Genomic DNA, 18,588 nt, shown 5'->3' with positions numbered 1-18,588 from the left:
TTTTTAAATCTCTTTTTACTTATTTTTTGTAACGAATGTTTTTGTAGATGTATGGTGTTCATTCCAAATGGTAATTATGTTCCTTTATTTAGAAATTCAAATTTGGATTATTTAGAGCATGAAGTTGATAGTTTTTATTTAGATAAATATCAAGTTACTAATTTTGATTATCTTATTTTTGTTTTAAATAATCCTTTTTGGGATACTTTGACTAAAAAAGATATTTTGGTTGATGATTCATATTTAAATTATTGGAGTAATATAGATAATTTTGTAATTTATGCTGATAAACCAGTTGTTAATGTGTCATGGTTTTCTTCTGATGCTTTTTGTAATTTTTATGATTCTAGATTGCCTAGTGTAGATGAATGGGAATACGTTGGTTCTGTTGGAGCTAAAACTATAAATGGTAAAAGTGAACCTGGATATTTTAATTTGTTAAGTTTGTATATTAATTCTAGTTTAAATGATATATCAACAGTTTTTGATATGCCATGTAATTTTTTTGGTGCATGTGGTATACATTTTTTTTTATGGGAATGGGTACATGATTTTAATAGTGTTATATTAATTAATACTGATGCTGAAGGTGGAGGATTAGAGGAACTATTATACTGTGGAGCTACATCTACTAATGCTATTGATCCTGCAGATTATATAGCTTTTTTAAGATTTGCTTTTAGAAATACTTTAGATGCTAATTATACTATGATTAAATTGGGGTTTAGATGTGCTAAAGATAAATAAATTTTTTTTGTTTTTATTTTTTTTGACGTTTTCTTTTTCTGTGTTTTCTTTTTCTGGTAATTCTATTTATAATTTGAATTCTAGGTTAATAAATTATAATGGTGAAATTCTTGATTTTCCAAAGTTTAGTGGTAAAATTCAGGTTTTTTCTATGATTTACACAAGATGCAAAACAGTTTGTCCTGTTATAATATCAAATATGAAAGCAATAGAAAAATTGTTATCAGAAGATTTAAAATATGATGTTAATTTTTTATTAATTTCTTTAGATCCAGATAGAGATTCTGTGGATGTTTTAAAGAAGTTTTTTAATGAAAAAAAGTTTGGTCCTGATAGATGGAATTTATGTAAGACCAATAAGAGCGAAACATTAAGAATAGCATTGGCTACGGGAATAAAGTATAAGAAAGAAAAGAATGATGAATATACGCATTCTAATGTTATAGTAATTTTAGATAAAGAGGGTGTAATACGTTTACATCATCCTGGCTTAGATAAGAATTATGATGGTGTTATAGATTTAATTAAATCACTTAAATAAAAAATTATATTGAATTGAATATTTTTATTATTTTGGTATAAATTTTTGATTTATCATCAATCTTATAACAATTTTGTTTTTTCATTGTTTTAATAAAAAGATCATTATTTTTATTATTTATAAGAAGTGTTTTTATATATATTTTTTGTTTATTTGCTTCTGTAATTACTTTTTTAATATCACTTAATCCATATAGACCTTCGTATTCGTCATAATCCGTTGGTGTTCCATCGCTTAATAATATTATTATTTTTTTTTCTGTTTTTATTTTTTTAAGCAGTGTTATGGAATGTCTTAAAGCTGGGCCTATTCTTGTGTAACCATTTGGTTTTATATTTAATAATGTATATTTTTTCTTAATCCATTGTTCGTTTATGTCTTTTATAATTAAATACCTGCAATCATATCGTGTGTTACTATGAAATGTTGATATTATAAATTTACTTGTAGTATTATTTATACCTTCTGCTATTATATATGCTATAGTTTTTAGTTTTTCTAAAGTTTGCGTTTCGTTATAAAAACTTTCTGTTGATAAACTTGAATCTATTAGTATTAGCACTGCTGTGTCTTTACTTTTTTTATTTTTTTGTATATATACTTTATTATAAATATTGCAATATACTTCTTGGTAATTATCAACGATTGAATCTATATCTATATCATACCCAGTTATTTTTTTTTTGTTTATACTACTTTTATTTAAAATTAATTTAAAATATTTTTTAAATAGTTTTATCTCTGTCTTTATATTTTCATTTATTTTAAACGTTTCTTTATTTTTTGAGTGTAAGTTTTTTATGAACAGGTGACACCAATTATTTTTATATGTATTTTGTGTGTGATCCCATTCTTTATATGTTAATTTTTTATTGTTAGAATAATTATTTTGTGTTGTTATAGTTTTTATTATATTAGATTTTACCAATAAACTTATTGAATGATCTGCATTTGTTGTTGAAGAATTTTTATTTTTATTTTCCGAAATGCTTGTGCTTTTGTCTGTGTTTTTATTATTGTTATTATACTTATCATGTGTTTTTTTATAATCGAATATTGCTTGTATATTGTTTTGTTTTTTAATGTTATTTATTTTATTTATTATTAATGATTTATTTGATGATTTTTGTTTTTTAATTTTATTTTGTTTTATTTGTTTAATTATTTTATTTATTTTAATATCTTTTTTTGTATAAATGTATCCCCATAATAAATAAAAAGTTGGTTCTTGATAATTTTTGTGTATTTTTGTTAATTTATTATATAGGTAAGTGGTTTTTTCTGTTATATTTTTTTCTTCAATATTTAATGTATTTTCTATTTCAAATAACCATATTTTTTCTTCTTTATTTAGTATTAAATTTTCTTTAATTTTTTCATATGTTAATTTTTTAATTATTATTTCTATTAGCAAACATCTTTCATTTAATTTAGTTATGTTTCTGCGCGTTTTATTTACTATTGGATATATTTTTTTTAATATTTTTTTAATATTTTTGTAATGTTGAGTTAATTTTTTATTTATTGTTTTAATAGTTATTAATGAAAATAATATTTTATAATCTATATTTTCTTTATTATTTCTAATATATAAATTAAGTTTTTTTGATATTATAGAAAATAATATCTTGTATATATAGCAGTATTTATTTAATTGTTTTTTTTGTATTAAGCATATTTTTTTTGGTAAAATTATATTTTTTTCATAGTAACTGCCTGTCTCATCATGTGATTGTAAGATTGTTATTTCTTCATTTGCAAACGCTGAAGCCAGTATTTTAAATATTTTAATATTTTTTTTTAAAATAATTGCATTTTTGTCTTTTGTCATATCATATTATTAAATTCATTATATCTTTTAAACTTATTTGTGTTTCTTGATCATCTGTTAAAACTTGTATTATACCTGTTATGTAAGATGTTTTAATATCTATGCCAGACTTTATTAATTTAGCAGTATTGATCAATAATCTAGTTGAAACTGTTTCTAATAGGTCTAAATTTTGTAAATTTCTAAGTTTTTTTGCGTATCTAGATAGTTTTTCTGCTATATTTTTGTTTATACCTGTCTCGCAATGTATAATTTCAGATTCTATATTTTCAGGTGGGTAATTAAATTGTAAAGTTATGAATCGTTGTTTAGTAGAAGTTTTTAAATCTTTAATTTTGTTTTGATATTCTGGATTGTAGCTTGCTACTAGCATGAAATTGTTGTGTGCTTTAATTTTTTCATTTTTTTTATCTAAATATAATTCTCTTCTATGATCTGCTAGAGGATGTATTACAACTATAACATCTTCTTTTGCTTCAGATATTTCATCTAAATATAATATACATCCGTTTTTCACAGCAGTTGTTGCTGGCCCATCTTGCCATACAGTATTACCTGATTGTATTATGTATCTTCCTTGAAGATCAACAGCAGATGTTTCTTCATTACAAGCTACTTGAATTATTTCTAAATTTAATTCTTTTGCCATTTTTTCAACAAATCGTGATTTACCACATCCTGTAGGCCCTTTTATCATTAAAGGTATTTTTTCTTCAAAGGTGTTTTTAAATATATTTTTTTCGTTATTTATTTCTTTGTAGTACATTTTTATTTTTATTTTTATTTTATTATTTTTTTTAAACTTTATCTATTTTATTTTGATTAATTTTTTTATTTTGTATTGATCAAATGTACTTTTTTGTTATAAAATAAATATATTATTATTAATAATAATGATAATTATTTATTATTTTTTATATGGTGAAACGTGAAAAGTAAACATATATTTTTAAATTTATTTTTTATAAAATTTCCTATTACTGCTATGACATCTATAGTTCATAGAGTAACTGGACTTTTTTTATTTTTGTGTATACCGATATTTTTATATTTTTTGAAAATTTCTTTAGCTTCGGAAAGTTCTTTTTTGTTAGCTAAAAATCTTTTTGATTCTTTTTATATAAAGTTTTTTCTTTTTATTTTTTTATCTTCATTTATTTATCATTTTATTATGGGGGTAAAACATATTATTATGGACCTTGGTTATTTTGAAGGTAAAACTTCTAGTAGTAATTTTTCATTATTTGCTTTAATTTTATCTGTATTGTTAATTTTTTTGAGTGTTTTAGTATGATTATATTAAGTAATTCTGGAATGAAAAGTGGGTTAAGAGAATGGATTTTACAGCGTTTTACTGCAATATATATAGGTTTTTATTTTTTGTTTTTATTTTTTTCGTTAAAGCTTAATGGAGAGGTTAATTATTTAGTTTTTTCTAATTTATTTTCTTGTTTTTATTTTAAGGTTTTTTCTATTTTATTTGTGTTTAGTTTAGTTTTACATTCAAGTATTGGAATAGGAATTATTGTTACAGATTATATAAAAGGAACTTTTTCAAGGGTGTTTTTAGATTTTTTAATTAATTTTGTTTTATTATCTTATGTATTTTTTATAATGCAGATTCTTTGGGGTTTTAAATGAATATACCAGAACATTCTTTTGATGCGGTTGTTATTGGAGCTGGAGGAGCTGGAATGAGAGCTTCATTGCAATTAGCTAAAGCTGGATTTAAGGTAGCGCTTGTTTCTAAAGTTTTTCCTACTAGATCGCATACTGTTTCTGCTCAAGGTGGAATAACTGCTGCTTTGGGTAATGTTGATGATGATAATTGGTTATGGCATATGTTTGATACAATTAAAGGTTCTGACTATATTGGTGATCAAAATTGTATTGAATATATGTGTAGAAATGGTAGAGAAGTAGTTTATGAATTGGAACATATGGGGTTACCATTTTCTAGATTAGAAAATGGTAAAATTTATCAAAGACCTTTTGGTGGCCAATCTAAGGATTTTGGTAAGGGCGGTCAAGCAACTAGAACATCAGCAGCAGCAGATAGAACAGGACATGCTTTATTGCATACTTTATATCAACAAAATTTGAAGCATAATACTATATTTTTTAACGAGTGGTATACTTTAGATTTAGTAAAAAGTGATAGTGGTTCTATAGTTGGTGTTATTGCCATTTGTATTGAAACCGGTGAATTAAGTTTTTTACGTGGAAAATCTGTTATATTAGCTACTGGCGGCAGTGGTCAAATATTTCAATCAACAACTAACGCTATTATAAACACTGGGGATGGTATTGGTATGGTTTTAAGAGCTGGATTTCCTATTCAAGACATGGAAATGTGGCAATTTCATCCAACAGGCATTGCTGGGTCAGGTGTTTTAGTAACTGAAGGTTGTAGAGGCGAAGGTGGTTATTTGGTAAATTGTAATGGCGAAAGATTTATGGAACGTTACGCACCAAATGCAAAAGATTTAGCTTCTAGAGATGTTGTTGCTAGATCCATGTCCTTAGAAATAAGAGAAGGTCGTGGGTGTGGAATTAGAAAAGATCATGTATTTTTAAAACTTGATCATTTAGGGGAAGATGTTATAAAGACATTTTTACCGGGAATAAGAGAGTTGTCTATAACTTTTGCAAATTCGGATCCAATTAAGACGCCTATACCTGTTGTACCTACATGTCATTATATGATGGGTGGTGTACCAACAAATATGTTTGGGCAGGTTATAACTGTTGATTCTAATGGCGTTGATAAAATTGTTAATGGGTTATACGCAGTTGGAGAATGCGCTTGTGTGTCAGTGCATGGCGCAAATAGATTGGGCGGAAATTCATTGTTAGATTTAATTGTTTTTGGTAGAGCTGCAGGTGATCATTTTATAAGTAATTATAATAATATTGATTCAGAAACTTTGATTAAACCATCTAATGTTGAAAAAGCTGCCAGTAGATTTTTTAAACTTGAAAATAGTAGAGGAACATTACAAGCAGCTAAAATACGTTCTGAAATGAAAAAGGTTATGCAAGCTGATTTTGGTGTTTTTAGGACTGGAAAATTCATGGAAAAAGGGTTGAAAAAGATTTTATCCTTGCGTGATAGTTTAGCAGATGTTAAGTTAAATGATCATGGGTTAGCTTATAATATGGCTAGGATAGAAATTTTTGAATTGGAAAATCTTATTTCAGTTGCTACAGCTACAGCAATTTGCGCAAATAAACGAACTGAAAGTAGAGGTGCTCATTCAAGAGAAGATTATACTAACAGAGATGATGAAAATTGGTTAAAACATATTATTATTTTTGCAGATGATACTATGAAATACAGACCTGTTAATATGAAACCTTCTTTAGTTGAACCTTTTAAGCCTATAATTAGAAAATATTAGGATTTTTTTATGTTAATTTCTGTTTATCGTTATAATTATAAAGAAAGTTCTGATTATAAAATGCAAGATTTTAATATTAATCCATCTGATTGTGATGGCGTTATGTTATTAGATGCTTTAATTTTTATAAAAGAACATATTGATGAAACTGTGACTTTTCGTAGATCATGTGGAGAAGGTGTTTGCGGATCTGATGCTATGAACATAAATGGTAAAAATGGATTAGCATGTATAACTTCATTAGCATCATTAAAAGATAAAGTTGTTTTGAGACCATTACCTGGTATGCCAGTTATTCGTGATTTAGTAGTAGATTTAACTAATTTTTATAATCAATATAAGAAAGTAAACCCATTTTTACAAACAGATTCTACTGTTTCTTATAGTGCTGAAAATTTACAATCAAAGGAAGAAAGAGAAAAGTTAGATGGCTTATATGAATGCATATTGTGTGCATGTTGTACTAGTTCGTGTCCTTCTTATTGGTGGAATCCTGACAAGTTTTTAGGACCTGCCGCGTGTTTGCAAAGTGCTAGATTTGTTAATGATAGTAGAGATTCTAAGAAGAGAGAACGTTTGTTAGAATTAGATGATAAATTTAATATTTTTAGATGTAGAACTATTATGAATTGTACATATGTTTGCCCTAAAGGGTTAAATCCTGCTAAAGCTATATCAGAATTAAGAATGGAGATGTTAAAACATAAAATTTAGTATATTTTTAATTGATTGTAATTTTTTAATTGCTTTTTAAATATATATTTAATATCATATGTGATATTAAATATATTTAAGTTTTTTTTGGAGTTTTTAAATTGGCTAATTTAAAGCAATCAATTAAACGTATAAAACAAAATAATAAGCGTAAGCTTATTAATAAAATGACTGTTTCTATAGTTAGAACTTATGTGAAAAAATTTCTTAAGTCGTTAATTATTAAGGATTTAGCTTTATCTTTGAAAGCGTATAGTTTAGCTACTTCTAAAATAGATAAGAGTGTAACTAAGGGTGTTTTTCATAAAAACAAAGCAAATAGATTGAAAAGTAGATTATTTTTGAGATTAAAAAAAATAGGCATGTAACTCAATGGTAGAGTGTCACTTTGACGTGGTGATTGTTGGTGGTTCGATTCCACTCATGCCTATTTTTTTTTCTATTTTTGACATTATTATAAAGTCTTTGTTTTTTATATGATTATAATTTAGTATATGCAGTATGCTATGTATTAATGTTTTTTGCCAATGATTTTTTTTTTGTGTTTTTTTCATTATTTCAGGACATAGTATTATCGTTCCTATGTCGTTATGTATTTTTATATTTTCGTTTTTGAATGTTAATACGTCTGTTGTTTTATTTTTTCCTCTGTATTTCTTATTTAAAATTTTTATATTTTTTTCGTTTGTTATTTTAATATTTATTGTTTTATTTTTTTTATTTTTTAATATATACTTTGCTGTGTCTAGTATTTTATTTTTAATTTTGTTTGGTGTTTTATTTATTATGTTTACTTTCATTTTATTTTATGTCTGTTGATAAAATTATAGAAACCATTATATCATCTTCTTTAGAAGTTGTTTCATTAGATGAATTAAAAAATTTAATTTCTTTAAAAAGTAATTTTATTATAAAAATTGGATTTGATCCAACAACAAGTGATTTACATTTAGGGCATTTAGTTATTATTTTGAAATTGCGTAAATTACAAGAATTAGGTTTTAGAGTTAATATTATAATTGGCGATTTCACAGCAATGATTGGAGATCCTTCTGGTAAAAATACAGCCAGGCCGGCTTTAAGCAGAGAAAAAATTATTTCAAATTATAAAAATTATCATTCTCAGATTTGCAAATTTTTATTGCCAGATTTGACAAATATTTATTTTAATTCTTCATGGTATAATTTTTTTATTTTTGATAATTTTATTAAACTTCTTTCATTTTCAACCGTTTCTAGAATGTTAGAGCGAAATGATTTTAAAAATAGATTTGATTCAAATTCGCCAATTTTTATTAATGAATTTGTTTACCCTTTATTACAAGCTTATGATTCTGTATTTTTAGATGTTGATTTAGAAATAGGTGGAATTGATCAAAAATTTAATTTTTTGATTGGCAGAGAAGTTCAAAAAAAATTTTTTCAAAAAAATCAAATTTGTTTGATGATGCCACTTTTATTAGGTACAGATGGAAAAAATAAGATGTCTAAAAGTTTGCATAATTGTATTAATTTAAATGATGATGCGTATGATGTTTTTTGTAAAGTTATGTCTATACCAGATTTTTTAATTAAGGATTATTTAATCTATTTGGATATTTTGGATTTAAAGGATCATGAATCATTTATTTTATCTTTTGATAATCCTATGAAATTAAAAAGTTTTTTAGCTTATAGAATTGTTTGTTTAATTCATAACGAGAGTAGTGCAGAATTGTCAAAAAATAAATTTTTTGACATTTTTTCAAAGAAAATTTTCCCAGTTGATATTAATGTTACAAATTTAAATTTTGATTTTTTCCCAGTTTATTTATATGATGTTTTATTTACTCTTTCTGTTGTTTCTAGTAAATCTGATTTTAAAAGGTTTTTATCTTGTAAATCTATAGAGATAAATGGAAAAATCATTATTGATAAGTCGTATATTTTTGATTTTAATGTTGTTTATTATTTGAAATTTGGTAAGAAACAGTTTTTTAAAATTTTTTTGAAAAAAAATTAGCTTTTTTTATAAAATTATATTGACTATTAAATATATAATGTTATCATGTGTTATATCTTATTAGCGAAGCTTTTTTAAAGTTGTAGCTTATAGTTCTATTAAATTAATGATACCTATTTTTTTGAGTTTATTAATTTGTGTATTTAAAATCGAAGAGTTTGATCCTGGCTCAGATTGAACGCTGGCGGCATGCTTTACACATGCAAGTCGAACGGTAGCAGGTCTTTTTCGGAAGATGCTGACGAGTGGCGGACGGGTGAGTAATGCGTAGGAATCTACCTGAGAGAGAGGAATAGTTAATGGAAGCATTAAGTAATACCTCATATCTCCGTTAAGGAAAAAGCAGGGGACTTTTTAAGCCTTGCGCTTTCAGAGGAGCTTACGTCGGATTAACTAGTTGGTAGGGTAAAGGCCTACCAAGGTTACGATCCGTAGCTGGTCTGAGAGGATGATCAGCCACACTGGGATTGAGATACGGCCCAGACTCCTACGGGAGGCAGCAGTGGGGAATATTGGACAATGGGCGAAAGCCTGATCCAGCAATGCCGCGTGTGTGAAGAAGGCCTTAGGGTTGTAAAGCACTTTCAGCAATGAAGAAGTTATATTAGCTAATATCTAATATGATTGACGTTAGTTGCAGAAGAAGTACTGGCTAACTCTGTGCCAGCAGCCGCGGTAATACAGAGAGTGCAAGCGTTAATCGGAATTATTGGGCGTAAAGGGTGTGTAGGTTGTTAAAAAAGTTAGATGTGAAATCCCTGGGCGTAACCTAGGAATTGCATTTAATACTTTTTATCTAGAGTATTGTAGGGGGAAGTGGAATTTCCGGTGTAGCGGTGAAATGCGTAGATATCGGAAGGAACACCAGTGGCGAAGGCGACTTCCTGGACAAATACTGACACTGAAACACGAAAGCGTGGGGAGCAAACAGGATTAGATACCCTGGTAGTCCACGCTGTAAACGATGAAAACTTGCTGTTAGGCATTTATATATGTTTAGTGGCGTAGCTAACGCGTTAAGTTTTCCGCCTGGGGAGTACGATCGCAAGGTTAAAACTCAAAGGAATTGACGGGGGCCCGCACAAGCGGTGGAGCATGTGGTTTAATTCGATGCTACACGAAGAACCTTACCTACCCTTGATCTCCAAAACCAAGTAGAGATATTTGGGTGCCTTAGGGAATTGGATGACAGGTGCTGCATGGCTGTCGTCAGCTCGTGTTGTGAGATGTTGGGTTAAGTCCCGTAACGAGCGCAACCCTTATCCTTAGTTACTAACAAGTAATGTTGAGCACTTTAAGGAAACTGCCGGCGATAATCCGGAGGAAGGTGAGGACGACGTCAAGTCATTATGGCCTTTATGGGTAGGGCTACACACGTGCTACAATGGTTGATACAAAGGGTCGCGAAATCGCGAGGTGGAGCAAATCTTTTAAAGTCAATTGTAGTCCGGATTGGAGTCTGCAACTCGACTCCATGAAGTTGGAATCGCTAGTAATCGTGGATCAGAATGCCACGGTGAATACGTTCTCGGGCCTTGTACACACCGCCCGTCACACCATGGGAGTGAATTGTACCAGAAGCAATGTGCTTAACTTTTTTGGGGGTAGTTGCCACGGTATGATTCATGACTGGGGTGAAGTCGTAACAAGGTAGCCGTAGGGGAACTTGCGGCTGGATCACCTCCTTATAGTATTTAACTCAATTAAAAATAGGTATCTTATTATTTTAGTAGGGTCTGTAGCTCAGATTGGTTAGAGCACACCCCTGATAAGGGTGGGGTCGGTGGTTCAATTCCTCCCAGACCCATCATTTATTTGGGGCCATAGCTCAATTGGTAGAGCACCTGTTTTGCAATCAGGATGTCGTCGGTTCAATTCCGACTGGCTCCATGTTAAATAGGTTTATTCTGTTTATAATTTTTAATATTTATTGTATACTGCATTATTGTATGTTGCATTATTGTCGTTATTTAATTTTTTTTTGTATGGTCAAATGAATAAGTGCATATAGTGGATGCCTTGGCAATAGGAAGCGATGAAGGACGTTATAGAATGCGAAAAGCTTCGGTAAGCTTTCAAATAAGCGTTATAGCCGGAGATTTCCGAATGGGGAAACCCACCTTAATTTAAGGTATTGTTATTTGAATATATAGAATAACAAAGCGAACTTAGGGAACTGAAACATCTAAGTACCTAAAGGAATATAAATCAATTGAGATTCTGAGAGTAGTGGCGAGCGAAATTGGATTAGCCGTGTAAGAAATTGTTATGAAAATTTATAGTAGAATTATTTGGAAAAATAAACAAAATTGTGTGATAGTCACGTATATTAAATTTATTTTCACATTTCTTACTAATTAATTAGATCGAGACACGTGGTATCTTGATTTAAAATAGGGGGACCATCCTCTAAGGCTAAATATTACCTATTGACCGATAGTGAACTAGTACCGTGAGGGAAAGGTGAAAAGAACCCCTGTTAGGGGAGTGAAATAGATTCTGAAACTGTATGCATACAAGCAGTAGGAGCTAGATTTATCTAGTGACTGCGTACCTTTTGTATAATGGGTCAGCGAGTTATTCATTGTAGCGAGCTTAAGTGTTAACGTAGGCGTAGAGAAATCGAGTCTTAATAGGGCGTTTAGTTTCAATGAATAAACCCGAAACCGAGCGATCTATCCATGACCAGGGTGAAGATACAGTAACATGTATTGGAGGTCCGAACCCACTAATGTTGAAAAATTAGGGGATGAGTTGTGGATAGGAGTGAAAGGCTAATCAAGCTCGGAGATAGCTGGTTCTCCTCGAAAACTATTTAGGTAGTGCCTAATATTTTTTCTCCTGGGGGTAGAGCACTGTTTCAATTAGAGGGTCGTAATTGGCTTATCAAGTTGATGCAAACTCCGAATACCAGGAAGAATAGTATTGGAGACACACTGTGGGTGATAAGGTCCATGGTGGAAAGGGAAACAGCCCAGACCGTAAGCTAAGGTCCCAAAGTCGCAGTTAAGTGGGAAACAAAGTGTGAGAGCGTAGACAGCCAGGAGGTTGGCTTAGAAGCAGCAACCCTCTAAGGAAAGCGTAACAGCTCACTGGTCTAGTTTTCATGCGTGGAAGATCTAACGGGGCTAAAACTGCGCACCGAAGCTACGGAATATATTTTATATATTGGTAGAGGAGCGTTCTGTAGGCCGTAGAAGATGTATTGAGAGATATGTTGGAGGTATCAGAAGTGCGAATGCTGACATGAGTAACGATAATATAGGTGAAAAACCTATACGCCGGAAGTCTAAGGTTTCCTGTTCTACGCTAATCGGAGCAGGGTTAGTCGGTCCTAAGGTGAGGCTGAAAAGAGTAGTCGATGGACAACAGGTTAATATTCCTGTACTTAGTAATATTTCGATGGGGTGACGGAGAAAGCTAGGTTAGCTATCAGTTGGTTTTGATAGTTCAATCATGTAGAATGTGTACTTTGGAAAATCCGGGTACATTTATTTGAGGTGAGAGTACGAGTTATCCTTTGGGATAATGAAGTAATTTATGCTATGCTTCCAAGAAAAACCTCTAAGGTTAAGTATTATTAATCCGTACCACAAACCGACACAGGTAGACAAGTAGAGAATACTAAGGCGTTGAGAGAACTCGGGTGAAGGAACTCGGCAAAATGGCACTGTAATTTCGAGAGAAAGTGCGCCACTTTTAGTTAGTTTTCTAGCAAAATGAAGCTTAAAGTGGTTGAAAATACCAGGTGGCTGCGACTGTTTAATAAAAACACAGCACTCTGCAAACTCGCAAGAGGACGTATAGAGTGTGACGCCTGCCCGGTGCCGGAAGGTTAATTGATGTGGTTAACTTCTTTTTATAGAAGTGAAGCTATTGATAGAAGCCCCGGTAAACGGCGGCCGTAACTATAACGGTCCTAAGGTAGCGAAATTCCTTGTCGGGTAAGTTCCGACCTGCACGAATGGCGTAACGATGGCCATACTGTCTCCACCCGAGACTCAGTGAAATTGAATTTGCTGTGAAGATGCAGTGTACCTGCGGCAAGACGGAAAGACCCCGTGCACCTTTACTATAGCTTTACATTGAATTTTGAATAAATTTGTATAGGATAGGTGGGAGACTTTGAAGCAAAGACGCTAGTTTTTGTGGAGTCAATGGTGAAATACCACCCTAGTTTATTTAAGGTTCTAACATTTTCCGTAATCCGGAAAACGGACATTGTATGGTAGGTAGTTTGACTGGGGCGGTCTCCTCCTAAAGAGTAACGGAGGAGCGCGAAGGTATCCTCGACATGGTCGGAAATCATGTTATGAGTGCAAAAGCATAAGGATGCTTGACTGTGAGACACACAAGTCGAACAGGAACGAAAGTTGGTTTTAGTGATCCGGTGGTTCTGCATGGAAGGGCCATCGCTCAACGGATAAAAGGTACGCCGGGGATAACAGGCTTATACCCCCCAAGAGTTCATATCGACGGGGGTGTTTGGCACCTCGATGTCGGCTCATCACATCCTGGGGTTGAAGAAGATCCCAAGGGTATGGCTGTTCGCCATTTAAAGTGGTACGCGAGCTGGGTTTAGAACGTCGTGAGACAGTTCGGTCCCTATCTGCCGTGGGCGTTGGAAAATTGAGAGGACCTGCTCTTAGTACGACAGGACCAGAGTGGACGTACCAATGGTGTTCCGGTTGTGATGCCAATTGCATTGCCGGGTAGCTAAGTACGGATAGGATAACTGCTGAAAGCATATAAGCGGGAAGCCAACCTCAAGATAAGTTTTCCCTAAGGATTTAATCCTTCTAAAGGTCTGTTGAAGATTACGACTTTGATAGGCAGGATGTGTAAGCATTGTGAGATGTTGAGCAAACCTGTACTAATTGACCGTGAGTTTTGACCATACATTTTGTTTGGTGGCTATAGCGCATAGGACCCACCCGATACCATCCCGAACTCGGAAGTTAAACTATGCTGCGCTGATGATAGTACGAAAGTGCGAAAGTAAGTCGCTGCCAGACATTTTCTTTTTTACGTTGATATTTATTTTATTATTTTATTATTTTATTATTTTGATAATTGCTTTTACAATTGATGATACATGAGAGTCGTTTTTTACATTAATTCCTACATTTTTTTTCCCCTTTATATTATTATTTTTAATCATTTCTTTATATTTATTTTTTTGAGAAAGTTTTAACTTATATATTTTATAATCCAATAAAGATAATTGATCATTTGGTATAATTATTATTTTGATATTTTGAACTTTTTCTATTCTTAACAGTTCTATTTTTTTCAAATTTAATAAATAAACCATTAACTTTATATTAACTTCTATATTTATTTGATTTGTATTATAAGATTCTTCTTCAATCGCTCTTAATATTTTATTGCTAAGTGTTTCTATGTTATAAACCTTGCCATTTCCATTACATTTATCACATACTTCTTGATTTGATTCTGATAAAGATTGACGTATTCTTTGTCTAGACATTTCTAACAATCCAAATTTAGATATTTTACCTATTTGGATTTTGGCTCTGTCAAATAAAATTAATTCTTTTATTTTTTTTTCTATTGTTTTCTGACTATTATTATCTGGCATGTCTATTAGATCAACTATTATTAATCCGCCTAAATCCCTTAATCTCATTTGTCTGGCTATTTCATTTATAGCTTCTAAATTTGTTTGTAACGCTGTTTCCTTTATATCTAGACATCTGTTAGATTTTGCTGAATTTACATCTATAGAAACTAATGCTTCAGTATGATCTATAATAATGGATCCTCCAGAAGGTAAAAATATTTCACGTTTAAATGCCAATTCAATTTGTTGTTCAACCTTATATTTGCTAAATAAGGGCATATTTTCACAATATAAACGTATCTTACTAACAAAATCAGAATTTATATTAACTAAATATTTATATAAATAATTAAAAGTTTTAATATTATCAACTATTATTTCTTCTATATCTGAACGTAAATAATCTCTAACAGATCTTACTATTAAATCGCTTTCTTCATGAATTAAGCATGGAGCTTTAAAAATTTTACTGGAATTTTTAATTAGATTATATTGAGCTAGTAAAACATTCAATTCCCATTTTAACTCTTCCAAACTTTTACTTATACCTGCTGTTCTAACTATTATTCCCATATCATCTGGTATGCTTATATTTGTTAGTTTATCTTTTAAATTATTTCTCATTTCACCTTCTATATGTCTAGATATCCCTTCTAAATTGGAACTACTGGGCATTAAAACTAAATAAAATCCAGCTAAACTTATATATGTTGTTAACGCTGCGCTTTTATTTTTTCTTTCTTCTTTTTCTATTTGTACTAATATTTCCTTGCCCTTTGTCAATAAATTTTTACTAGATTTATTGAAATTAACATAGTCCTTTATTATTTCCTTGAACGGCAAAAATCCTTCTTTATTTTCGCCATAATTTACAAAAACTGCATCTAAGCTAGGTTCAACTTTGGTTATGACACCTTTATATATATTACCTTTTTTTGGAATTAATTTTTTATTTTCAATTTCTAAGTTAAATAAAAAATCGTCTTCTAAAACAGCTAAGCGTGTCTCGTTAAATTCGTTTGTATTTATTAGTATTTTTTTCATCATTTATTAGTTAATTATTATTTAAAATGTATAATCGTAATCAATATTTATATTTAATAAATGAATTTTTTATTAAATAAGACAGTTTAATATTGTTATGATTCAATTCTTTTTTTTTTAAAATTAATTCTTCGATAATTAAGTTTGTATATAAAGATTTTGGTAAAATATTTTCTTCAATTTTCATAAATCTATAATTAGATTTTAAAAAATCAACAATTTTTTTATCACAATTTATAATTAATATAAAATTATTTAAATTTTTTTCTTCAAATTCTTTTATAGAAATTAATTCTTTAATATTAAAATTTAATAATTTTTTTTTTTCAAAAATACATTTACAATAAAGTAATGTATTTTCATTAGTTTCAATGAATATTAATATAGAATTATTTTCATATAGAGAAAATATTTCTAAACTTAATGTTAATAAAGAATTAATTTTCATTATAGGTATTTTCCAAGTAAAAAATAAACTTTTAATAATAATACTTATTGCTTTTGAGTTCATTAAATTATTTGGATAATCCCCAAAAACTATAAAGTCAATATCTTTATAACGCATATTGCTTTCTAATAAAATTAAATCTATTGCCTGGATTATAGTTTTTGTATTTTGCGAAACATTTATGTATTCTTTGTAATAAAGTTTATTATAATTTTTCAAAGTAATTGAACAAAAATCTAAAGCCAATTCTATACATAATGAATTTATTTTCATAAAAATGTTATTGCTTTTTAATTTCTATGTTAAATTTAATTTTTAAATGTTTATTAATAATTTCCATGGAATCAGAAATTTCTGTATCAAGCAACGTTCTTATTTTGCTACAAAACTTAAATCTTAATGTTAAACTTTTATTAATATCATCTATTTTATAAAAATCTAAAAAAGATATTTTTGTTAAATTATTTATTTTTAAATCTTTAATAAAATTAATTATATCTTTATAAAAGATATTTGTTTTAAATATAAGTGACAAATCACGCATAACGTATGGAAATTTAGAAATCTCTTCGAAAAAATTTAAAAAGTTAATATTTATCTTATCTAGAAATAACGAACAATAATAGATTTCTTGCTTTAAATCAAAAAAATTTAATAAGTCTTTTCTAATTAATCCGATAAAACCTAGTTCTTCATTATTGTATAAAATAGATAAACTAATTCTTTTATTTAAAAAAACATATTTCTTTTCTATAAGATCAATTTCTTCTATGTTAAATAAGTTTTTCAATAAATTGATTACAATATTTTTCATATAAAAAAAGTCGTTGTCTTTATTAATTTTATCAGTTATCAATAATGATAAGTTATTTTCTGCTTCAAATTTTTTATTTTTGCATTTTTTGTAAATGCTTCCAATTTCAAATAATTTTAATTTATTATTTTTTCTATTTACATTAAATGTTACTGTTTTTATTAAACCTTGTATTAAAGTTTGGCGCATAACATCCATTTTTTCAGATATTGGATTTTTTATATAAACAAAATTATCATCAAAATTTAAAAGTTTTTCAATTTTAGAATCTACAAAACTATAAGATATTATTTCGTTAAATCCCATATTTTTTAAAAAATATGCTATTTTATAATTAAACTCATCATCTATGTTTTTGTTTGAAAAAGCATTTTTCAATTTTGTTGGCAAAACATTATTATATCCATATAATTTCAATATTTCTGAAAAAATATTTTCATTTATTTCTAAATCTTTTCTATTATTTGGTATATCAAAAGTTATAAAAGTTTTTGATATTTTTTTTTTTAAAAAAATATTATCTATGCAATTAGAAAAAACTTCATTATTTAAATTATTATTTAGTAAAGTAAGAAAAAAAAATTTATTTACTTTTATTTTTTTATTTTGTGGTAGATTTTTTTTTTCTATTTTAAAGCCAGTGCAAATAATATTAGATTTTAGTATTTTGACTACAAGACTAGAAACGTAATTTAATGCTTTTAATGTTAAATTAAAATCTATTTTATTTACAAAACGTTTTGAAGCGTCAGTAGAAATATTTAACTTATCTTCTATATTTTTTATTTCGCTATAATCAAAAAAAGCGCTTTCTAATAGAATTTTTTTTGTATTTTCACAAACTTTAGAATTAAAAGATCCTATTATTCCTGGTACTGATATTATTTCTTTTTTAGATTTTATAACAAAAATGTCTTTCGGCAATTTAATTTCCAGCCCATTGATTGTATTAAAATTTAAAAGTGTTTCAGTTTTAATTATATTAATTTCTTTATCTAAACAGTTTAAATCATAACAATGAAATGGCTGCCCAGTTATTATTGTAGAATAATTTAATATATCTACTAAACTATTAACACTATTAATATTATTAAGTTTTAAAGTCTCTTTTATATAATTTGGAATGCTTTTTATAATATTTAAATTACCTATTATTTTATACGAATAAATTGGACAAAAGTTTTTGTTAATAATTTTAATATCAATATTATTACTTATTTTATTTTGATTTTCATTTTCATTTTCAAATAATTTAATTGAAAAATTTTTATCAAAATTTTTAATTTCATTTAAAATGCTAACAAAATTATTACAATCATGTCTATTATATGGAACATTTATGTCTAAGTAATTTTCAATTATATTAGATTCAAAACCTAAGATATTCAATTTTTCAACTAGTTTTGATATATTTGTTTTTTTATTAAGCAAATAATACAATGCCTTGATACTTATTTTCATG

At 28.5% G+C, this 18,588-nt stretch carries 14 protein-coding genes, 3 tRNA genes and 3 rRNA genes; 14 read left to right on the top strand and 6 right to left on the bottom strand.

What is annotated here, in order from left to right; genetic code table 11:
* Positions 1–51 precede the first annotated feature (51 nt).
* Together ESZ_RS01105 and ESZ_RS01100 are read left to right on the top strand one after the other, a co-directional pair.
* Positions 52–747: a formylglycine-generating enzyme family protein gene (locus tag ESZ_RS01105; RefSeq protein ID WP_176604945.1), complete on the top strand. Its 696-nt coding sequence runs from the start codon at positions 52–54 to the stop codon at positions 745–747.
* Entirely contained in the window at positions 731–1,288 is a 558-nt protein-coding gene (locus ESZ_RS01100) for an SCO family protein (RefSeq protein ID WP_176604944.1), read from the top strand. Before ESZ_RS01105 ends, ESZ_RS01100 begins: the two co-directional genes overlap by 17 nt.
* A 4-nt stretch (positions 1,289–1,292) precedes the next feature.
* On the opposite strand, the gene ESZ_RS01095 is transcribed toward ESZ_RS01100, so the two are convergent.
* Together ESZ_RS01095 and ESZ_RS01090 are read right to left on the bottom strand one after the other, a co-directional pair.
* Positions 1,293–3,119 (bottom strand): hypothetical protein, encoded by a 1,827-nt coding sequence (locus tag ESZ_RS01095; RefSeq protein WP_176604943.1) that lies wholly within the window; start codon positions 3,117–3,119, stop codon positions 1,293–1,295.
* Between the two features lies 1 nt (position 3,120).
* Positions 3,121–3,885, bottom strand: a complete 765-nt coding sequence (locus ESZ_RS01090; RefSeq protein ID WP_176604942.1) for a CbbQ/NirQ/NorQ/GpvN family protein — start codon at positions 3,883–3,885, stop codon at positions 3,121–3,123.
* A 162-nt stretch (positions 3,886–4,047) separates the two neighbouring features.
* Between ESZ_RS01090 and sdhC the strand changes: the two genes are divergently transcribed.
* The 6 genes from sdhC (at position 4,048) to ESZ_RS01060 (ending at position 7,664) form a co-directional block, all read left to right on the top strand.
* Positions 4,048–4,413 (top strand): succinate dehydrogenase, cytochrome b556 subunit, encoded by a 366-nt coding sequence (sdhC, locus tag ESZ_RS01085; RefSeq protein ID WP_176604941.1) that lies wholly within the window; start codon positions 4,048–4,050, stop codon positions 4,411–4,413.
* On the top strand, positions 4,410–4,760 hold the full coding sequence (gene sdhD / locus ESZ_RS01080; RefSeq protein WP_176604940.1) for a succinate dehydrogenase, hydrophobic membrane anchor protein: 351 nt from the start codon (positions 4,410–4,412) through the stop codon (positions 4,758–4,760). Before sdhC ends, sdhD begins: the two co-directional genes overlap by 4 nt.
* Entirely contained in the window at positions 4,757–6,520 is a 1,764-nt protein-coding gene (sdhA, locus tag ESZ_RS01075) for a succinate dehydrogenase flavoprotein subunit (RefSeq protein WP_176604939.1), read from the top strand. Before sdhD ends, sdhA begins: the two co-directional genes overlap by 4 nt.
* Before the next feature lie 9 nt (positions 6,521–6,529).
* A complete protein-coding gene (locus tag ESZ_RS01070) occupies positions 6,530–7,234 on the top strand; it encodes a succinate dehydrogenase iron-sulfur subunit (RefSeq protein ID WP_176604938.1) in 705 nt (234 codons plus the stop codon).
* A gap of 101 nt (positions 7,235–7,335) precedes the next feature.
* On the top strand, positions 7,336–7,602 hold the full coding sequence (gene rpsT / locus ESZ_RS01065) for a 30S ribosomal protein S20 (protein WP_176604937.1): 267 nt from the start codon (positions 7,336–7,338) through the stop codon (positions 7,600–7,602).
* Positions 7,593–7,664, top strand: a tRNA-Val gene (locus ESZ_RS01060). The genes rpsT and ESZ_RS01060 overlap by 10 nt, the downstream gene beginning before the upstream one ends.
* On the opposite strand, the gene ybeY is transcribed toward ESZ_RS01060, so the two are convergent.
* Positions 7,618–8,034: an rRNA maturation RNase YbeY gene (ybeY, locus tag ESZ_RS01740; RefSeq protein WP_176605064.1), complete on the bottom strand. Its 417-nt coding sequence runs from the start codon at positions 8,032–8,034 to the stop codon at positions 7,618–7,620. The genes ESZ_RS01060 and ybeY overlap by 47 nt on opposite strands.
* 8 nt (positions 8,035–8,042) lie before the next feature.
* Between ybeY and tyrS the strand changes: the two genes are divergently transcribed.
* The 6 genes from tyrS to rrf all read left to right on the top strand — a co-directional run bounded on the left by tyrS (position 8,043) and on the right by rrf (position 14,251).
* Entirely contained in the window at positions 8,043–9,236 is a 1,194-nt protein-coding gene (gene tyrS / locus ESZ_RS01050; protein ID WP_176604936.1) for a tyrosine--tRNA ligase, read from the top strand.
* 146 nt (positions 9,237–9,382) lie between these two features.
* Positions 9,383–10,924 (top strand): 16S ribosomal RNA (locus tag ESZ_RS01045).
* 44 nt (positions 10,925–10,968) lie between these two features.
* Positions 10,969–11,043 (top strand) — tRNA-Ile (locus tag ESZ_RS01040).
* A 10-nt stretch (positions 11,044–11,053) separates the two neighbouring features.
* Positions 11,054–11,126 (top strand) — tRNA-Ala (locus ESZ_RS01035).
* A 97-nt stretch (positions 11,127–11,223) separates the two neighbouring features.
* Positions 11,224–14,134 (top strand): 23S ribosomal RNA (locus ESZ_RS01030).
* 8 nt (positions 14,135–14,142) lie between these two features.
* Positions 14,143–14,251, top strand: a 5S ribosomal RNA gene (gene rrf / locus ESZ_RS01025).
* Together the 16S, 23S and 5S rRNA genes with 2 tRNA genes alongside form the textbook arrangement of a ribosomal RNA operon.
* A 38-nt stretch (positions 14,252–14,289) precedes the next feature.
* Here rrf and ESZ_RS01020 read toward each other — a convergent pair.
* Genes ESZ_RS01020 through ESZ_RS01010 form a run of 3 tightly spaced genes read right to left on the bottom strand, consistent with a single transcriptional unit; the run spans position 14,290 to position 18,587 of the window.
* Positions 14,290–15,864: an Rne/Rng family ribonuclease gene (locus tag ESZ_RS01020; RefSeq protein ID WP_176604935.1), complete on the bottom strand. Its 1,575-nt coding sequence runs from the start codon at positions 15,862–15,864 to the stop codon at positions 14,290–14,292.
* A 40-nt stretch (positions 15,865–15,904) separates the two neighbouring features.
* Positions 15,905–16,585, bottom strand: coding sequence for a hypothetical protein (locus tag ESZ_RS01015; protein ID WP_176604934.1), 681 nt, complete (start codon positions 16,583–16,585; stop codon positions 15,905–15,907).
* Positions 16,586–16,592: 7 nt separating this feature from the next.
* The gene (locus ESZ_RS01010; protein ID WP_176604933.1) at positions 16,593–18,587 is read right to left on the bottom strand and encodes a phenylalanine--tRNA ligase subunit beta; all 1,995 of its coding nucleotides are present in this window, start codon (positions 18,585–18,587) and stop codon (positions 16,593–16,595) included.
* Position 18,588 lies beyond the last annotated feature (1 nt).

The organism is Candidatus Azoamicus ciliaticola (genome assembly GCF_902860225.1).
Taxonomy (GTDB): domain Bacteria; phylum Pseudomonadota; class Gammaproteobacteria; order UBA6186; family Azoamicaceae; genus Azoamicus; species Azoamicus ciliaticola.
Note: the sequence above shows the minus strand (reverse complement) of the source record. Positions and strands in the feature narration are given on the sequence as shown.